The organism is Pandoraea iniqua, from assembly GCF_902459685.1.
GTDB lineage: Bacteria > Pseudomonadota > Gammaproteobacteria > Burkholderiales > Burkholderiaceae > Pandoraea > Pandoraea iniqua.
The window spans coordinates 889,393-906,182 of sequence record NZ_CABPSF010000003.1 but is presented as its reverse complement, the minus strand read 5'-3'; the positions used below and the strand labels follow the sequence as shown (position 1 = coordinate 906,182).

At 55.1% G+C, this 16,790-nt stretch carries 18 protein-coding genes; 3 read left to right on the top strand and 15 right to left on the bottom strand.

The window, feature by feature from the left end; translation table 11 throughout:
• Positions 1-170 precede the first annotated feature (170 nt).
• The 10 genes from PIN31009_RS15005 to PIN31009_RS14950 form a co-directional block, all read right to left on the bottom strand.
• Positions 171-785 (bottom strand): DUF4145 domain-containing protein, encoded by a 615-nt coding sequence (locus tag PIN31009_RS15005; protein WP_217426798.1) that lies wholly within the window; start codon positions 783-785, stop codon positions 171-173.
• 256 nt (positions 786-1,041) lie between these two features.
• A complete protein-coding gene (locus PIN31009_RS15000; RefSeq protein WP_150790757.1) occupies positions 1,042-1,728 on the bottom strand; it encodes a hypothetical protein in 687 nt (228 codons plus the stop codon).
• A gap of 916 nt (positions 1,729-2,644) precedes the next feature.
• Positions 2,645-3,424 (bottom strand): rolling circle replication-associated protein, encoded by a 780-nt coding sequence (locus tag PIN31009_RS14990; RefSeq protein ID WP_150790756.1) that lies wholly within the window; start codon positions 3,422-3,424, stop codon positions 2,645-2,647.
• Positions 3,425-3,549: 125 nt separating this feature from the next.
• Positions 3,550-5,232 (bottom strand): type II secretion system protein GspD, encoded by a 1,683-nt coding sequence (locus PIN31009_RS14985; protein ID WP_174997183.1) that lies wholly within the window; start codon positions 5,230-5,232, stop codon positions 3,550-3,552.
• A complete protein-coding gene (locus tag PIN31009_RS14980) occupies positions 5,229-6,290 on the bottom strand; it encodes a zonular occludens toxin domain-containing protein (protein ID WP_150790755.1) in 1,062 nt (353 codons plus the stop codon). The genes PIN31009_RS14985 and PIN31009_RS14980 overlap by 4 nt, the downstream gene beginning before the upstream one ends.
• Positions 6,291-6,295: 5 nt before the next feature.
• Positions 6,296-6,595, bottom strand: coding sequence for a DUF2523 family protein (locus PIN31009_RS14975; protein ID WP_246185680.1), 300 nt, complete (start codon positions 6,593-6,595; stop codon positions 6,296-6,298).
• Between the two features lie 7 nt (positions 6,596-6,602).
• Positions 6,603-8,105, bottom strand: coding sequence for a hypothetical protein (locus PIN31009_RS14970; RefSeq protein WP_150790754.1), 1,503 nt, complete (start codon positions 8,103-8,105; stop codon positions 6,603-6,605).
• 348 nt (positions 8,106-8,453) lie between these two features.
• Complete coding sequence (locus tag PIN31009_RS14965; protein WP_150790753.1) at positions 8,454-8,699, bottom strand: hypothetical protein; 246 nt, start codon at positions 8,697-8,699, stop codon at positions 8,454-8,456.
• A gap of 331 nt (positions 8,700-9,030) precedes the next feature.
• The gene (locus tag PIN31009_RS14955) at positions 9,031-9,336 is read right to left on the bottom strand and encodes a hypothetical protein (RefSeq protein ID WP_150790751.1); all 306 of its coding nucleotides are present in this window, start codon (positions 9,334-9,336) and stop codon (positions 9,031-9,033) included.
• A gap of 80 nt (positions 9,337-9,416) precedes the next feature.
• Complete coding sequence (locus PIN31009_RS14950; protein WP_425495487.1) at positions 9,417-9,722, bottom strand: cellulose synthase; 306 nt, start codon at positions 9,720-9,722, stop codon at positions 9,417-9,419.
• A 98-nt stretch (positions 9,723-9,820) separates the two neighbouring features.
• On the opposite strand from PIN31009_RS14950, the gene PIN31009_RS14945 reads away from it, so the two are divergent.
• On the top strand, positions 9,821-10,114 hold the full coding sequence (locus tag PIN31009_RS14945) for a hypothetical protein (protein WP_150790750.1): 294 nt from the start codon (positions 9,821-9,823) through the stop codon (positions 10,112-10,114).
• Between the two features lie 111 nt (positions 10,115-10,225).
• On the opposite strand, the gene PIN31009_RS14940 is transcribed toward PIN31009_RS14945, so the two are convergent.
• From PIN31009_RS14940 to PIN31009_RS14930, 3 genes are all read right to left on the bottom strand, one after another.
• Entirely contained in the window at positions 10,226-10,471 is a 246-nt protein-coding gene (locus PIN31009_RS14940) for a hypothetical protein (protein WP_150790749.1), read from the bottom strand.
• Positions 10,472-11,071: 600 nt separating this feature from the next.
• The gene (locus PIN31009_RS14935; protein ID WP_150790748.1) at positions 11,072-12,391 is read right to left on the bottom strand and encodes an MvaI/BcnI family restriction endonuclease; all 1,320 of its coding nucleotides are present in this window, start codon (positions 12,389-12,391) and stop codon (positions 11,072-11,074) included.
• Between the two features lie 24 nt (positions 12,392-12,415).
• Positions 12,416-13,513: a hypothetical protein gene (locus PIN31009_RS14930; protein WP_150790747.1), complete on the bottom strand. Its 1,098-nt coding sequence runs from the start codon at positions 13,511-13,513 to the stop codon at positions 12,416-12,418.
• 238 nt (positions 13,514-13,751) lie between these two features.
• Between PIN31009_RS14930 and dcm the strand changes: the two genes are divergently transcribed.
• Positions 13,752-15,110, top strand: a complete 1,359-nt coding sequence (gene dcm, locus PIN31009_RS14925) for a DNA (cytosine-5-)-methyltransferase (protein WP_150790746.1) — start codon at positions 13,752-13,754, stop codon at positions 15,108-15,110.
• Between the two features lie 4 nt (positions 15,111-15,114).
• Positions 15,115-15,612 (top strand): very short patch repair endonuclease, encoded by a 498-nt coding sequence (locus PIN31009_RS14920; RefSeq protein WP_150790745.1) that lies wholly within the window; start codon positions 15,115-15,117, stop codon positions 15,610-15,612.
• A 228-nt stretch (positions 15,613-15,840) separates the two neighbouring features.
• On the opposite strand, the gene PIN31009_RS14915 is transcribed toward PIN31009_RS14920, so the two are convergent.
• Both PIN31009_RS14915 and PIN31009_RS14910 read right to left on the bottom strand, forming a co-directional pair.
• A complete protein-coding gene (locus PIN31009_RS14915; RefSeq protein ID WP_150790744.1) occupies positions 15,841-16,143 on the bottom strand; it encodes an addiction module antidote protein in 303 nt (100 codons plus the stop codon).
• Positions 16,140-16,448 carry a type II toxin-antitoxin system RelE/ParE family toxin gene (locus PIN31009_RS14910; RefSeq protein ID WP_150790743.1) on the bottom strand — a complete coding sequence of 103 codons (309 nt, stop codon included), beginning with the start codon at positions 16,446-16,448 and terminating at the stop codon, positions 16,140-16,142. The genes PIN31009_RS14915 and PIN31009_RS14910 overlap by 4 nt, the downstream gene beginning before the upstream one ends.
• Positions 16,449-16,790 lie beyond the last annotated feature (342 nt).

Genomic DNA, 16,790 nt, shown 5'->3' with positions numbered 1-16,790 from the left:
TTCTCCTTAAAGCTCATAAGCAACTCTGAGGCTGGTAGATACACGTTACCCGATGTCGTTATGCGGTGCCGCCCGTCGCTCTTTGGCTGCATCAAGGCGCTTCGGCTCGGTATACAAACGCTCGAGCAACTCATAAGCAAATTCGTGCAGGTCCTCTGCATCCACCTTCGTCAGCGTTCCATCGTGGGCGCCATCGTTGCCAGGTCCTTGACACGGGCCGCAAGCTCGCGCAACGCTTCTGGCAACCTTCCAGTGTCAAAGAGCCACGCAAGCCGAAACCCGAGGCTCCCGCGTGTTGGTTTGGTAAGGCCATCGACATCGTCGGCAGGCATCATCGATTTCGTTGCAAAGTCGAGGCACAACCGGAACATTGCGCCCGCAGTGTTGTAGCACTTCACGGCCATGCAGGTGCCGCCCTCCTTGAACGCCGCTTCGATATCTGCCGGAAGGTGTTCTGGAGGCTGCTCGGCTTTTTCGTCCTTAAGACTTAGGTATCCTTGAACGCGAAAGTAGTCGTTCAGGGAGCGGGGGATGCCCGCAAGACCGACCCTACGAACGTCGACCTGGGATGCGTCTGTGGTTTGCGCCAAAATAATGATGCTGTCGTAGTGGCACTTCCGGCAAATGCAGAACGCTTCATACCAGGTCTGCCAGCCGTATTCGATTCGAAGAAAATTTTCGCCAGCTAAATCCAATGTGATGAGTCCAGCCCCGCAGCGAGGGCTATCGGCAACCAGTTCCGCTATCATTTTTCCTTTGTCTTGTTGTGTGACAGACTCGCACATGAGCATAATTCGTCCCGAAGGAGATGCGAAGGACACCGACCTCATTGCCTTCATTTTCCTGGACTTTGACTACCGCTCCTTTCAGAGGCTCTTCGACGGAATCAAACCATTTCCATTCTGGCCAATCAGGAAAGGGGGCTCCTTCATTGGGTCTTCAGCATCAGGCATTGATTCGAAAAACATCCAACGTTGAAGTTTGCCGATATGCAAGGGTAGTGCGTTGCTCTGTTTGTGCGTGTCCGTTTCAAACGACCTTCTAGGCAGCTTCATCACGCCTCACCATATTCCCCAGTTCCGCCACAGCCCACTCGTAACCATCCAAAACTCTGTTCGCATCTGGCAGGTCTGACAGCTCGGCTTCTGAAATGTGCGTCAACCGATTTCGAATTTGCCTTAACGCGTGCAGTTCGCCCATCATTTCTTGTGGAACCACGTGGCGAATTAGTTGGTGTAGAGGGAGTGCTGCAGACTCGTCGCCTTTGAGATGACGTGCAAAAGCCCTTAGTGCGTGTTCGAAAGCTACGCCACCTTGAAGTAGCGCGGCGAGCGTATGCCCAGATTTCAAAAGGGCTCTTGATTCGACTAGAAGGGAGCTAGCATCGCCAACAGAAATTTGAGACGGTGTGGGAGTCTCCGGGTGATCAGCAGGTCGAATTTTGCGTACGAGTTCTTGCAGCGACAGCAGTTTCTCGTTCACGCTTTTAAATGAGTCCTTGTCATCTGTTTGCTTCTCGACGCGCTTGTATTGGCCGAAAAAGAACATGATGAAGAACAGGATTGCAAAAAAAGCCTTGACCTTGTCCTTTATGTCATTCGAAGGCTGCCAAGGTGCGAACGCACCCCACGCCACGATTGCAAGCGCAATCGCAACTGGCCAAAAGAAGCCTCTGATGACTGCCAAGGCAAGCGAGAGAATGCGATGGACGGAAGGGTTGATCTGCATCTTGTATTGCCTAATAGTTAATAGACGGCCCCATGGGGCCATCTATGCATATTTTAGAGAGCGCCCAAAAAAAAGGCGCGAACCTTGGGCGGGCAAAAATTATTGCGCATTTCGTCCGAAATCTGGTTGCGAAAAGAGGACAGAGCAGCAAATATCTATTCGTATCGAATTGAGCTCAAGCTGAATGACCGCCGATTACAAGCAGCTTTTGGACTCGCATTCGGAGTCAACATCGACCCGCCACCAATGTAATCGGAAAAGACGCGAACATGGCGTGTCAGTGGCCCACGCCCACCCCCGGAGCGTGCGCTTACCAAAACGTCACAGACGATGATGTATCACGTTCATTCAACGATCGAAATAGCGAGATAGCAGCCAACGTGAGATGCCTTTTGTTTCTCGCTACATTGGGCGCGAGGACAATGTCGAGCGGATTGTCGATGCGGGTTTGTTCCACGCGCATTGGGGAAGCCAGAGCAAACGTAAGGGCCACTTGCTCGGAGCAAACGTGTCTGCCTAAAGGTGGGCATGGCGTGCGGATTTAGGTTAGCTTTTTCGTGGGCGACCAACGTGCTTGTGTTGATGAGACTCGGCCCACCGGATGACTTCGGTCGCCTTCCAAAGCGGCTGCCCAGTGGTCAATTTTGGCGATTCAATTTCGTCTTTCGGTTTCGCCCGTGTTGAAGGAAGGCGAATGGGAGCAGGGAAGCCGGGAAGGGTGACGATACGCTCAAGCACGACGGCCGGTGAGCGTTGTAAATAGGCCCCAATTAGCCTCCCATTCCAAAGTTGGCTTGAGACCGGAACGGGAGGAATCATGCGATCAGCTATAGCATGCGCTATGCGTTCAACTAGACAAACCATTTCGATTTCTGAGTCAAAGGGTAGTTGCCTTGGATCGGATGTGTTTTCCATATCAGTTCTCCCGAGTTGCTAACCAAAAGCAGCCAAGTTCCTGGCTCCAAAATGTTTGGCACCTGTCCAGGGGCGCGCCCGCTAGCTGTGCTGCTTCGAATGCAGTCACGATGGCATTCGTCGGATCGTCAGACAGCAAGTGTGCGATCGCGTGGCGCTCACGGATCTCAACGCATTTGCTCGTCCAATATCGCTTCTCGTTAAGCGAGTGTTCGGCGAAGTCTTTGGTGATGTACTTGCTGAGGTAGGAGGCGAGCTTGTGACGAAGGCCTTTCTCACGGAACGGATTTCGTACCTGGACAAAGCCGTTGTCGTCGCCAACGATGGTCAACCAGATCGAGCGTAGCATCCTGTAATTCTGTCGACCTCGGACTGCGATGTGTAGATGCCACGCGCCGCGCTTCTGCCTCTCAGCTACGGCCACATACCGAAAGTCCATCACCTTTCCCAAGCGACGGCGAAGCGAGTCGAAATCGTGCTTCAGCCGATCCTTATCCAGCATGTTCTCGCGGTAGGTCAGCGTAATCATCCGATCCGCGCCTATCGCCTTGCAGCGTAATCTGACCTGCTGCTTGGCGCGTTTCGCCGCGGACATCCGACTGTCTTCCGTGTTCTGCGATTCTCCACGTTTTGCCTTTGGCATCGTGCTCAAGCCCTGAGCACCGACGTAACGGTCAAAGCGGATAGCCGTGACCTCGACCTGACCATCGCCAAAGTTACGTCCTCTGACCACCCATTCACGTCGAAAGGGTGAGAAATCCATAAGACCCGGTTCATGCATGGCAACTCCCGGTTGATGTTTGCACTATCGCCCTCAATCCAACTTGATTGATTGGGAATGTCGATATTCCGGGGGGGCTTGCTCAGGCTGTGAGTTTTTGTTGCTGGATCCCTGTACGTTAAGTGTTACTGATACAAGTATAGGGACGCGCTTCGCGCGCCCCCGCCGTCCTCGCCCCTGCGGGCGGCGGCGGTCGCGCGAAGCGTCGTTTCTTCCTCAATCTCTGCCGCTTCGCGAGCGAGGTCGGAAAGTCGGCTTCCAGCAAGGGGCTGTGAAGCCGGCGGCGCTGCTTCGATCCGCGCTAGTGGTGCTACCCGCTGCTCGGTCGCGCGGGCCGCGCTGAGCCGCGCGTCAACGGCCCTGACGTCGCAGATGCTCTCCTGGGATCTCTTGGCTCCGATATCGGCGCCGACACTCCCGACGCTAGACGGCGCGACGCGTTCAACTTGGAGCACGAGCAGGATTTCCGTATTTGACGCTGTATCTGACCGGCTGCTGAAGAATTTGGGCAGGAAAGACAACCCTGTCTCGTTGTCGGCTTCTTTGTTGGTTGTCAGGCCGCCAATCAGGATGATCTCGTTTTCCTGCAAGCTGATCTCCGTGCTGACTTCGCGGGTATTAAGCGTCGGAGACTTGTTGACCCCCGTCGTCGTTTTCACGAAGTCGCTGATTTGCTGCGAAACGTGCAGATCGATAACGCAGTCTTTTACCGTCGGCTTCAACTCGAAGATGACTCCGGACGAGTGGTACTCCACCGACTGCACAGGTTCACCGCCACCGCGAGGGTAGGACACTGATTTCAATATGGGCACCTTTTGTCCAATCGTCAGCTTTCCGCGCGCGCCGGATCGGATTCGCAAGTTGGGGCTGTTGATGACCTGGAATCGGGTGTCTTTCGACAGCGCGGAGAATACCGTGTCGAGGTCGCCTGCTTTGATATGAATAGCGTTGCCTAACCTCTCGCCTGTCACGTGCACAGATAGTCCCAACCCTTTGGAGAGCAGATCGAGTGCAAGTTGAAACGCGGAGCCATGCTCGGTACCTTGTGTCACCTCGTAGGCCGTTGCGCGCACGGCAACCTCTCCGACGGGCGTGTCGACCTGGGGCAATAGCTGTTGGAGCGTCAAAATCTCTGCTGCCGTTCCACGGAATACAAGCGTGTCGCCCTTTTGATCAATGAGCGTGGCAGCGGATCCGTCAGGCACGTCTCCACTGGCTCGACCATGCGATGGCGTCGATACTTCACGATTGACGGTGAACTGTCCTCGGAATACCGGCCTGACAAGATTCGCTAGATAGGACGTGTCTCTGTATTGGGAGCGATAGACGTAGGTGGATTGAGGAGTCGAGACGGTGCCAATGGGGGGCCGCTTGAATACAAAGTCGACGCCCCGACGCTTCTCGATGCTGAGCCCGAGAGAGTCGAGAAATACCTCCAGAAATTTGCGTAGGTCGCCTCGGCGTGTGTCGAACCGTATCGACACCATTCTTTGGTCATCCAGCACTTCCGGAGAGATTACATACGGCGACTTGAGCGCCTCGACGTAGAGCAAGGAAACGAGCTGCGCGACGTTGACGAACTGAAAGTCGAATTTTCCGGATGCCTTTGATCGGTTCGATTGCGGTATTGATACATCATCTCCGTTCCAACCGAGCGCATGGCGTCGTTCAATGTTTTCACCCGTGGACGGCCCGTCGTCGTGCAGGGCAGGGCCTCGGTAATCGATGGACGCGGGCAGGATATGTGGATGGTCCGCAAACGCCTGAGTGGTAGCAATCAGAATCGCGCCGGCACAAATGCGCTTCACGGTGCCGCTCCAAAGGCGCGGGACGATGGCTTCTGGCCCGACCAAGGGCTGACCTGTTGACCATCGATTTCGCCAATGATCGCGAGGCCGGTATTACCGAACATCGTTGAGGGTTCAATGCGTAGCCGGCCTGAGTTGTCGCTCAGCGCCACATATCGCCTCCCGGCGATCGAATACCGTCCTGCAATTCGCCACTTTTCGCTGAAGATCTGCGGATGTGGCGCGAGCTCCGATGTGACGTTCACTAGCGCAGATGGAGCGCGATCCAGTGAAACCGAGTTTGCCGCGGGCTTCTCCGGCGATTGGGGATGGAAGAACCGCCAGAGGAACATGCCTACGCCGATCCAGCACGCAAGGAAGAGAACGGCTGTCATCCATAGCTTTGGGTTTCGCAGCATGTTCTGGCGTGCATCAATGGCACGCTCTTTTCCGCTTCCGCCCGCATACGATTGATAGAGCGGAAATATCGCCTTGTCGTACGTCGTTGTCGTGGTCCCAAATCGTGCGGCTTTGGTGATTCTGCCGCCACCGAACATCTCGACGCGATACCGATTGCCTAGCCCCAACTCTTTGAGCTTCTTCGTCACAAAGGTGACCTCGATCACAGAGCGCAATTGCCGGTGCAGATCGGTGATCGATTGAATCATCAACGCGACGTCACACGACAATCCGGTTTCCGGATCCACGTAGTGGCGATGCATTCGAAAGAATCGCATGTGCTCGGGGCTGATCTTATGCGAGACAGACCAAAACTCCCAGGCTTCATCGATCGCCACAAGGTCGCCAGCTTTGACGAGTGACTCAGCATCGGGCTTCGTTTCGTCGGGAAAGAAGCCGTCCTTGAGGACATCCGTGTTCGAGATCGGAATCACCGGGCCGAGCGTCGCTACATTGGCTTTCTTAACATCCGTGCAGTAGGCATAGATGGCTTCTGGGTTGATGCCGTCGATGTTGGTCACCACACGTCGGCCAGCCAGTACGGCGGGCACGATGACGCTGCTGACGACTTCATAGCTCTTTCCTGAACCCATCAAGCCGGTGTAAGCATTGATAGCCATGGCGATTATCCGATTAGAGGCAGGCGTCGGATCAGGAAGCGCGCTGCAATCGCACTAATGATCATTGGGCCCCCCTGAGAGACGGCGAATAGATCGAGCCAGTACCAGACGCCGGTAGGGATGCCCGACAGTGCTTCATTGAGCCCGGACACCTTCGGAATCAAGTTTCCGGATTTGATAACATCGATGAACTCAGTGACGACGTACCAGAGCGCGAAGAAGGTCGCCCACTTGATCACCGCCGAACGGAACATGAAGCCCAGCAGGGTATTCAGGACACTCGCGAGAATGGCAAACAGTGGCATGGAGACCTCAAGCGGAAAGCACTATCAAAAGTGCCATGACAGCGAACGCAGCGAGCATGGCTTGACGAAGTTGTGGCGCGACGCGCTCGGCAATATCGCAATGCGCGTCGATGGCGATGGTGTGATCGAAAACGTGGAGCGATGTACGTGGGCAGCTTGCCCCGTGTGAAGGCATTGACCAGGACTTGAAGTCGGACGTCAGGCCCAGAATTGGCTCGACAATCATCTTCGCGGTTGGCGTTTTCTCTAGTTTCGGCTCGCCCACTTTCGGGGTGTCACCTACGTCGATATCGACCTTGACGCGGTTGCCGATATCAACGGTTGGACGGTTGATGACATTGACGTCCTGTGCGCCTTGGGGATTCTTGTTTTGGTTGGGATCAGGATCAGTCTTATTTTCGGGATCGAGAGCAGGTTTCGGATTCGTCACGGGCGTCGCCACCGGGTCGGCGCGTGGATTAATTTCAGGATCAGTCTGTGGCGCGGGGTCCTCTCTTGGACGAATGCGTGGGGAAATCGTGACTCTCTCCTCGTCCGGATCATTGGCCGGTTCGAACACATCGCCGATATACGGCATCTGCTGAGGGTTCGCCTTTACCCATATCTCCACGTCCTCTTCGGTAACGGGTTCGGACTCTCGATATGGCATGCCCACGTAGTGGGGCAACTCTGCCGCTCGCAGCCATACTTCATCGACGATGTTTGCCAGTGTCTGGGGGCTGAGCGGCATCTTTGAGAAGTTGCTATTCATGCCGACCTGCACATCATCCAGATTGGAATACACCGTTCGCGTCGTGATTCGCGGGCGTCCGTGATACCCGTCGAGGGTGATGTCGAACAAATCGAGATTTAGCTCCATCGTCACCCATTGATACTTGGCAGGACAGGATGAAGGAACGCTCTTAATGCAAGGCCATGCCTTGTTAGTCCACATCCGTTCGTAATAGCGCGCGTCGCCAATTTCATCGAGCTTATAGATGATCTTTAGTTGAGGATCTGGATCCCCCGGATCAAATATCCAGCGAGTTCGCAGGTCTTCAAGCTCGGAAATCGATATGAACGGGATTTCAAGGGCGTACTCCGGATGCCTGAGGGCAATGCCAGTGGAGACTGGCGGCAGCAGTGGAAATTCGCGGCATACATCCTGAGGAGCGCTGTATGAGCAAGCGGGCGTTCTATAAATGTGCGCTCCGAGTCGCCTGGGCTCTTCAAAAAAGCCCAACCAATCGGTGGGGGGCTCAAACTCAGGGTAGCGCGGTAGGGTGATGGGCTTGTCAGGAGGGATAGTGCTCGTAAGCGCCACCTCACCTAGGTATGTTTGCGCGATTTCGACTTCAGCATCCCCCAGCTTTGCAACGATGAATGGCACATCTGCGGATGCGAGGCCAAGTCCCGCGATGATCGTCAGCCATACAGGAGCCCCTAAGAGAGACAACCCGATTCCGGCGGCAGTTGCGACGACGTTGAGCTCCGTGCTTACCGATGAGATCGCTTCCAGCGTTGCGATCACTCTCGGATCGTTAGCAGCAAAACCACGGGATGTTGCAACTCTCGTAAGAACGCCTGCTATGGCACGATTTATGGCGAATTTCGCCACCGGGAGCGCTTGCGGTATGGCTGGTTGGTGTACCAATACAGTCATTAGCACTAGAGTCACTATCGTTCGTTTCATCGCTACCCCCTCAGGCCTTGGACGACAGCCCAACCGCACACGATTCCCCACGCGAAGAAAGACAGATTCCACAGTTCTTGCGTCGACACGGCGTGCTCCAGCGAGTGGTTGTGGGTGATGCCGCATGCTGCTTTTTGTGGCCGAGTGATCGATACGCGCGATAGGGCACTCGGCCACGCGCGGCGATTACCCCTTGATGACTGCGAGCACGATCTTTGCGCCGCGTAGCGTTGCGTACACAGTAGCCAGCGACAACGCGACGGCTAGGATTGCCGTGGTCGTTGAGCCCATGTTGACGTTGGCGGTCAATGAGGACAGGTCGGCGCCACCCCCCTCATCTGCTGCTTTGGCCAAGCAGGACACCGCACCCAGCGTGATACCAATGCTCGCTTGTGTGCCGATCGACCGGAGTCGTTGAAGTGCATCGTTCATGGTTGTTTCCCTCGGTAGATATGCCGGGAAGCGCCCGACGCGCTGGCTCAACCTCGGCGAACAAAGCCGAGAAGTGCGCCCACATGAGTACTCACGAACCAAAGTCCGACAACGGTCGTGAATGCCAATGTCCAGAAGGCGCCCGTTTGGGCGTAGTCAATTGAAAATGGAACCTGAGCGACGGGTGAAGGGAGAACGTATGCCCGAGCCGCCTCCAGCGTGGAAGGTTGGCCAACACCAACGGGGCAAGTCTTCTGGTCTACCGATGCCGGGCCGTCACTAGATGTCTGTGCGCAGCAAACGAAAACGTTGTGCGCGGCGTCGGGCGACGTCACTGCTCAACTCCTCGGGCCTTATCGACAACGGCTTTCGCGCTAAGAACGTGAAACTCGCCGCCGGCAAATTCGATTTCGCCGCCGTACCGATCGAGAAGTACCTCGAGGGATTCGAGTAGATCCTTGGCGGTGGCGAGGATACGACCGTTTGCGATGGCGTATTGGAACGAGCCTTTCAACTCGCAGATTTGAACGACACCCTTCCCGGTAACGCACTCGACTGACATCGGATGAGGAACTGGTGCGACGGAGAAGTGCCACGCGCCAGGTGTGGGCTGAGCGCGTTGATCCAGTCTGTTCATGGCTGCCTTGAAGTGAATGCGGGGGGCAGATTGAAGAGCGGATGGCCGTTTCTAAGGTGGGGCCTGTGAGCTTCTCGATGCTATTGAGGTGCTTTAGGCGTGATCGGCCTGGAGGAAGTGGCGAAAGGTAGGAGCGATACAATTCGAGGGACAAGCGTGCCGTCCATGGACTGCGCCAGTGCGAACTCTGCGATGTACTCACCATTTGCGGTGTCTTTGAGCGACTCCGGCAGCGTCACCGTGCCTACAACGGTGTTCTCGCCTTCGCTCGTCATTTGCCAGAGGACGCATTGCGCAGTCCGCATGTCGTATGGGCGTCCCGTTTTGGACGAAATGCCCTCACGGCGGACGACATTTACGATGGTGAGCTTTTGCTTACTGATCATGTGAAGTCTCCGTCTCTGCGTAAGAAAACTACTGACTCGTACAACCTGTACGAATCATATTGGCGATCCCAATCATGCGGATTGGGATGTTTCCGACAATGCGCGAAAGAATCATTGAGATCATCGATACGGTCGTTCCGACCCACCGCAGATTTAAGGCGCTTGAGGAACTGAGCGGGGTGCGTGCGCAGACTTGGCGCAGCATTTATGAGGGGAGGCAACGTGCGACGGAAGAGGCGTTTCTTGCGCTGTGCAAGCATTGGCCTCAGTACGCGTTTTGGTTGGGGACCGGGATGACGGATGAGGATCACGGTCATTCCTCGCCGGTGCTGGAGCGCGCGGCCCGGGATCGCGACACCTTGCGAACATCCGTCGCGTTTCGGTTGAAGTGATTGCTGCGAGGAAGTGGGGGGGGGAGCCGTCGAGAGGAAGGCAGTCCGGCTGCTATTTGATGGATGACTCGGACAGATTTGGCGTGCGGGGGGCCAATTGAGAACCGGTGCTTACGTCGCTAGGGCGTTCTGTGGGATTAGAAAACTTAGATCTTCATCTAGTCGATGGCACAGGTTGTAGACCTCGCTCGAAAGGTCACTCATCTGATCGAAATACGCTTCGTTGAATTGCTCGGGGATCGGAGTGTGCCGCTGATTGGCTCCGACCATGGAGAGGGCAACGAGCCGCTCTGACAGCTCGTTAAGACGATCCAGTGTGTCGCGTGAAGGGATGGGGAGGTGTTGGGGCGTCGTCATGCGGATTTCCTCGTGCTTGCCGATTGAATCCCGCACCCACTGCACAGCGCAGGGGTGGGCGGGCATTGAATTGGGTTAGCAGACCGCGACGAATATGGATCAGCGGCACACCCGAAGGTGTCCCAATCCAAGCCCACCCGTAGTGTGGATGCACAAAGGATGTCGCACACTAAGACCGCGATACCTGCGGCCGTGTGCCCATAAACTCGTCAGTGGGCTGCTAAACCCGATCACGCTTGGGGCGCGACACTTAACAGACTATTGGTCTGACAAGGCCATGGCAAGCAGGCGACGCCTCGATAGTACGGCTTGGCGCGAGATTCGGAAGTTCCCCATGAATGCTTAGGGAAAGCTCCTGGGTTTGATAGCCGTCAGCGGGGGATTTGCGTTTGATGCCGCATACCAAGACGCTCACTGCCTTTGAAAAAGATTGCGGGATGCGCGGTGTTCGTAACACGGCAACACCTGGCAAGGACGCCGACTTGCAACTAGTGGGCCACACGTGCCCAGGGTTTCGATGGTCGTCGTCCGCACCCACAACATATAGCTCTCACCCGGGCTAATAGCAGTGCACGACGATGGGATTGGACTGCGCCAAGGCTACACCTCGTGCTCCGTCAGGCGATCGTAGAGGCTAGTGAGATTTTTCAACTTAACCCGGAACTGACTCCGCCGTTTGATTGACGGGCGAGCTGTGCTCGCATTTTCGAGCTTGATGGCGGGATCGTAGTAGATCTCGCCCGAATGCACGGCGCTGATCAACTTTAGAGGGTCAGTTCCCTCACCGAGGAGGACGGTGCTGCCGTATCGATACTGATTTCGAGGGGTAGTCCGGTGCTCACCTGGTATGTATGCGGCGTTCCGGTGTTTTCTATTCCAATGCTCCAAGACGCCTTTAAACGCCCAGAAGGCCGCGCGGTCACCTGTGTCGCTCACAAGTGCAATGCCGCCGGAAGGATCGACAATCTTGTTGGCTGTGGCGTCATAACCCTCGATCACCATAGTGAGTTGCGTCAGAGCGTGCCGCGTGTTGCAGAAGTGCGTGCCACCAAAGTTCAGTCGGTCGGGTCTGCCGAGTTTGTCAGGATAGCCGTAGGTTCGCACGAATCTATCGACCCCCTCGTCAACATAAAACCCGCCGGTGGGCTCGGGCGTCATGAGCGTCAGCACATTCCCAGTGTGTTGCTTGATCTCCCAACCCAAGAAGTCTGGCTCGGAGCGTCCGTTTGGAGTAATGCCAAGTTCTGCCTCCAAGGTGTAGCCGCCGCATTGGGGGGCAGTGCACGGCAGAACATTGCCACTTGCGCTCAGGCGTTTAGAGTCGATCCAGCCAAGTCCGGAAATGCGCGAGAGTTCCCTCAGTAGTGTCTGTTTCGGTGTCTCTGTTACGCCGAGGAAAGCTGGAACGACTAACTCCCTGAAGATCTGTGTTGCCTGATCGAGATTCTGTTCGGCAGCTCGATACGCATTAGCAACTGCGCTTTCGGGGTGGAAAACACTAGCGATAGTTCGCCCGCTCTCGTGCACGCCAAGGAACAAGACTCGCCCAGGAAGTCTGCTGGTCATGAGCTCACGGATCGACCCGAGGTGACCGCGATCCACTCCCTTGAGGAAACCGGAAAGACGAGTTTCTGGGTATTGAGGGTAGAGGATGACTTGTGAGTTTTGACTTTCGGACAACGTGCCACCATCGTTGATCCAGTCGAGCGGCATGGGTGCCTTGAATATAGGGGATGCCGTCTCGTTGAGAGCCGAAATCTCTCCCAACGGAAATAACGTCAGCGCCCCGAATCCCGGGCCAAAATAGACTTGGTTCTTGGAATTGTCGTTCGGTGCGAGGGTCTTGATGAAGACCTTCCGGACGCCACAAGACGAATAGAAGTTGACCAGGGAGTCGAGCGATTCAAAGTGTGTGGACATCGGCTGTGTCTATGGGATATTCCATCAGAACTCACGGCTGCCGATGCTGCGCATGGCGAACCTGTCGACGGGAATTACAAGTTGGTAGCGGACATTTTTCGTGTAAGAGCCCGAGTCACCGCCGATAGTGTAAGTGAGGCCATCGAAGGCGTCGCCTGTGAGGTCTGCGGTGCGGAGGTCGATATCGTCTATGGGCTTCCAGTCGGGGGCTAATAATTCCCGTGGATGTTGGCCACTTGAATTCCAAATAACATATCGATATTTAATGTCGGCCCGTGAGCACAGATCGAATGTGCCGACATGAGATGTATCCAAGCCGAACCCCGGGTTGGATTCAATTGCAGACCATGCATTGGCATCTTTCAATGCGCGTTGCAAAGCCTCGCGGTCTTTTCCGAGTGCGGCGATGCGCGAAAGATACAGATCAAGGCCACCGTCTTCACCAGCCTGTCGTAGGGCGCGGTACCTGGTTCCCATCGCCGGGGTCTTGCGCTTGAACTCCAGTAACACCAATCTTCCGTCTGGATCCACTCCCAAGGCATCTACGTCTGAGAGAAAAAGTCCGGCGAAATTCATGAAACACCGCGTAGCAAGAAGTCTTTCTAGCGTGTTGTCGGGTAACGTGCGGAGCCAGTCCTCGACCGTTGATTTCCCTGGGGAGGTGTTGATCGCCCTCAAGGTTAAAAGGGCTTCTGTTACTCGCTGTGTAATTTTCTTCTCAAAATCCTTTGCCCGATCCGTCGCATAGCGTTTAACGTACCCTTCAGGAAGGATGGAGATTTCGCGAATTTTCCAACCAATAGATGGAATGTTGTTTGTAATGGTAACTCTTTGTTGTACAACAAAGAACTCATCGTTGATATTAATGGTTTTAATTGACTTGATGAAATTTTCTGAAGTGGATGGGTGGTCTGTATTTTCGGAAAATTTAAACCAAGTACGGCTGCCATCTTTCGGGTTTCGATTAAAATTCCAGCCGAAATTGAGATTTCTTGGAAGGTGAAATTCGAGGCTCTTGCAAAGAACAGTTTCGAAGAAGAGCTCCGAGATAATGGACGGGAGGCGTTTTGAGATTTTCCCTGTTCTCCGGTCGTGTTCTACCCGATGAATCCAGTCGATCAACGTTTCCCTTATTGTCATCCCCGAACCTATGGCACCTGTTTGTTACCTGAAGGATATCGCAATTGCCGCGCAATGCGCTTCATTCGGATAACGATGCTTGTACAGTGGGGCCCTCTGGAAATTACGTACGTTCCACGCGAGGTCGGCTGCCATGCCGGATGATCGTGGCCACATGCCCTGTTTTCTCTGGGTAAATTGAGTGATATGATGTCACAAACAATCACCCGGAATTTGCTCCATGGACGCCCGCAAGGAAGAGCTTGATCTGATCAATCGCCTGCTGGAAATTTACGATCAGAAGTCAATTGCGACGCATCTGAACAGCGTTCTGCCGAAGAGTCGGTGTCGGGAGACCATCAATCGCTGGGTGAACGGGAAAGCGGATCCTTCGCTCACGTACGCTGAGTTTCGAGCGCTTGAGAGCTTGCTGCCTGAACCGCCAAAGAACCATCCTGACTATGAGTTCGATTTTATCGATCTCTTTGCGGGCATTGGCGGGATTCGTCGCGGATTCGAAGCGATCGGTGGGCGTTGTGTTTTCACCAGTGAGTGGAACGCTCCGGCAGTTCGTACTTACAAGGCCAACTATCACTCGGACCCTGAATTCCACACGTTCAACGATGACATCCGCAAGGTCACGAGAAGTGAGCTGGAGGATGTTTCTGAGGAGGAAGCGTACCGTCTCATCGATGCGGATGTGCCGGACCACGATGTGTTACTCGCCGGTTTCCCGTGCCAGCCGTTCTCCATCGCGGGAGTTTCCAAGAAGAATGCGCTCGGACGTGCGCATGGTTTCGAGTGCAAGACTCAAGGGACGCTGTTTTTTGACGTTGCCCGTATCATCGCTGCAAAGCGTCCCGCAGCGTTTTTGCTTGAGAATGTCAAGAATCTGAAGAGTCATGATAAGGGCAAGACTTTCAGCGTCATCATGGAGACCTTGGACGAGCTTGGGTACTGGGTTGCGGACGCGGATTCCGGGGGCGCCGATGACCCGAAAATCATCGATGGGCAGCACTTTGTACCTCAGCACCGTGAGCGAATTGTATTGGTAGGCTTCCGCAAAGATCTGAATGTCCATGAAGGATTTTCGCTGCGGGACATCAAAAAGACGTTCCCTGCGACCAAACCGAAGCTGGCAGATATTCTGGACGAAAAGGTCGAGGATAAGTACATCCTGACACCTAAGCTCTGGGAGTATCTGTTTAACTATTCCCTTAAGCACAAAGCCAAGGGAAATGGCTTCGGATACGGGTTGGTCACAGGCGAGGACGTCACGCGCACATTGTCTGCGCGCTATTACAAAGACGGGTCGGAGATTCTCGTTGACCGTGGATTTGATCCCGAGAAGGACCTTCATCATCCCTCAAACGTCAAAAACCGCCCGCGCCGTCTGACTCCGCGCGAGTGCGCTCGTCTCATGGGGTATGACGGAGTCGGTGAATCCGGCTTCCGTATCCCGGTTTCCGACACGCAGGCATACAAGCAGTTTGGCAACTCTGTGGTGGTCCCCGTGTTCGCCGCGGTCGCAAAGCTGATGAAATCTAGAATCATTGCGGCAAAGACAGGCGCAGCACGGGCCAGCCGGATTGCTGCATAGCGCAGTGGCAGACGTACACAGTTCCGAGATTCGCTCGCGCAACATGCGAGCGATCCGTCAAAGGGATACAGCGCCGGAACTTCAAATTCGGCGGGCGCTTCATGCGCGGGGATTTCGCTTTACGCTTCATAACCGAAAGTTGCCCGGAACGCCGGATCTTGTACTTCCGAAATACTCTGCGGTGGTGTTCGTGCACGGGTGTTTTTGGCACGGACATCACTGCCCAATGTTTAAGTTGCCGGCCACAAGAACTGAGTTTTGGAACGCCAAGATCAGTGCCAATATCCAGCGGGATCTCAGATCCCGGAAGGCTTTGATGGAAGATGGCTGGAGAGTAGCTACTGTCTGGGAGTGCTCATTGAGGGGGCGCAACCGGCTTAAGCCCGTAGACGTTGTCGAAGAGTTGTCCGGATGGCTTCTTGCTCGGACTTCCGATGCGCTCGAACTGCAAGGCCAAGCCGACTCTTCAGCTTTTGCCGGAACGGTGAGCGATGGCGAGTGAAACCGGGGCCGGCCCCCATCCATCGAGCTTCTACGTCACGAAGGTGACTTCGATTAATGAGTGCAGTTGTGCCGGTGCAGGACGGTGAGTACTCCGGGCATACACCACCGGTGCCGGAGGTTGCAACTTGTGACGCGTTGCGAAATTCTGCGGATCTTGGGTTGAAGTGTTGGCTGCTACGAAGAGGTGCGGCCTGAGGGCGGGCGTGCTAAATCGCTCTTGAGTGCTTCAGGCGTGCGCAGCCCCATCTGGAGTCGTTGAAAGCCTGACCCCTAGTGCATGCATAACTCGCAAAATCGTGGAGAACCGGGGCTGAGCATTAGGCGCGAGAGCTTTATATAGACTCTCGCGCCCAAGTCCAGAGGCTGCAGCCACCTGCGTCATACCTTTCGCCTTTGCAACATCGGCAATCGCGGAAAGGAAGATTGCCGGGTCGTTCTCCTCGAGTGCTGCGTTGAGGTATTCAGCGATCATCTCATTGCTATCCAGATATTCGGAAGCATCGAATCGGGTGAAGTCGGCTTTACTCATCTCGTTGACTCCTTATTCCATCTGCTCCAAAGCGTTCGGGCACGCTCGATGTCCCCGCGCTGGGTAGATTTACTTCCTCCGCAAACCAGCAGGTAGGTGACTTCGCCATCTTTGCCGTAATACACACGGTATCCGGGCCCATAATCGACCCGCATTTCCCAGAGGCCACCTCCGAGCGACTTGGAGTCTCCAAAGTTTCCGACCTCCGCGCGCTTAATACGCAGCAAGATCTTAGCTCTCGCGGTAATGTCTTTCAGCTTACCGAGCCAAGCTCGAAACTCCTTGGTTTGATTGACAACGTACATGGATGAATGTATCCAATCGGATACGAAAAGTCAAGCGTTGCCCCGTTTTCAGTGGTCTTGCCCCTTTGTTGGGACTTGTCGCTACCGGTGTATCCTCCGCGACCGCGGCGAGATCGGCCCGTTGCCAATAGCAAAACAGACTGTCTAAGGTTCGAGAACGCTGCGCCCCGTCGGTGCTTTGTGATGGTCTTGCCGGAGGCGAGAATCTAGTACAAAACCTCCTTTGCGTCGACGGGCCGTAAGCTTCGTAGTCGATGCTGTTTCCGGACTACAGGGGGGGGGGCGTGCGATGACGATCGCGTGCGTCTGAGGAGGAGGGGGCTACGAGTTTCCCTGACGAGG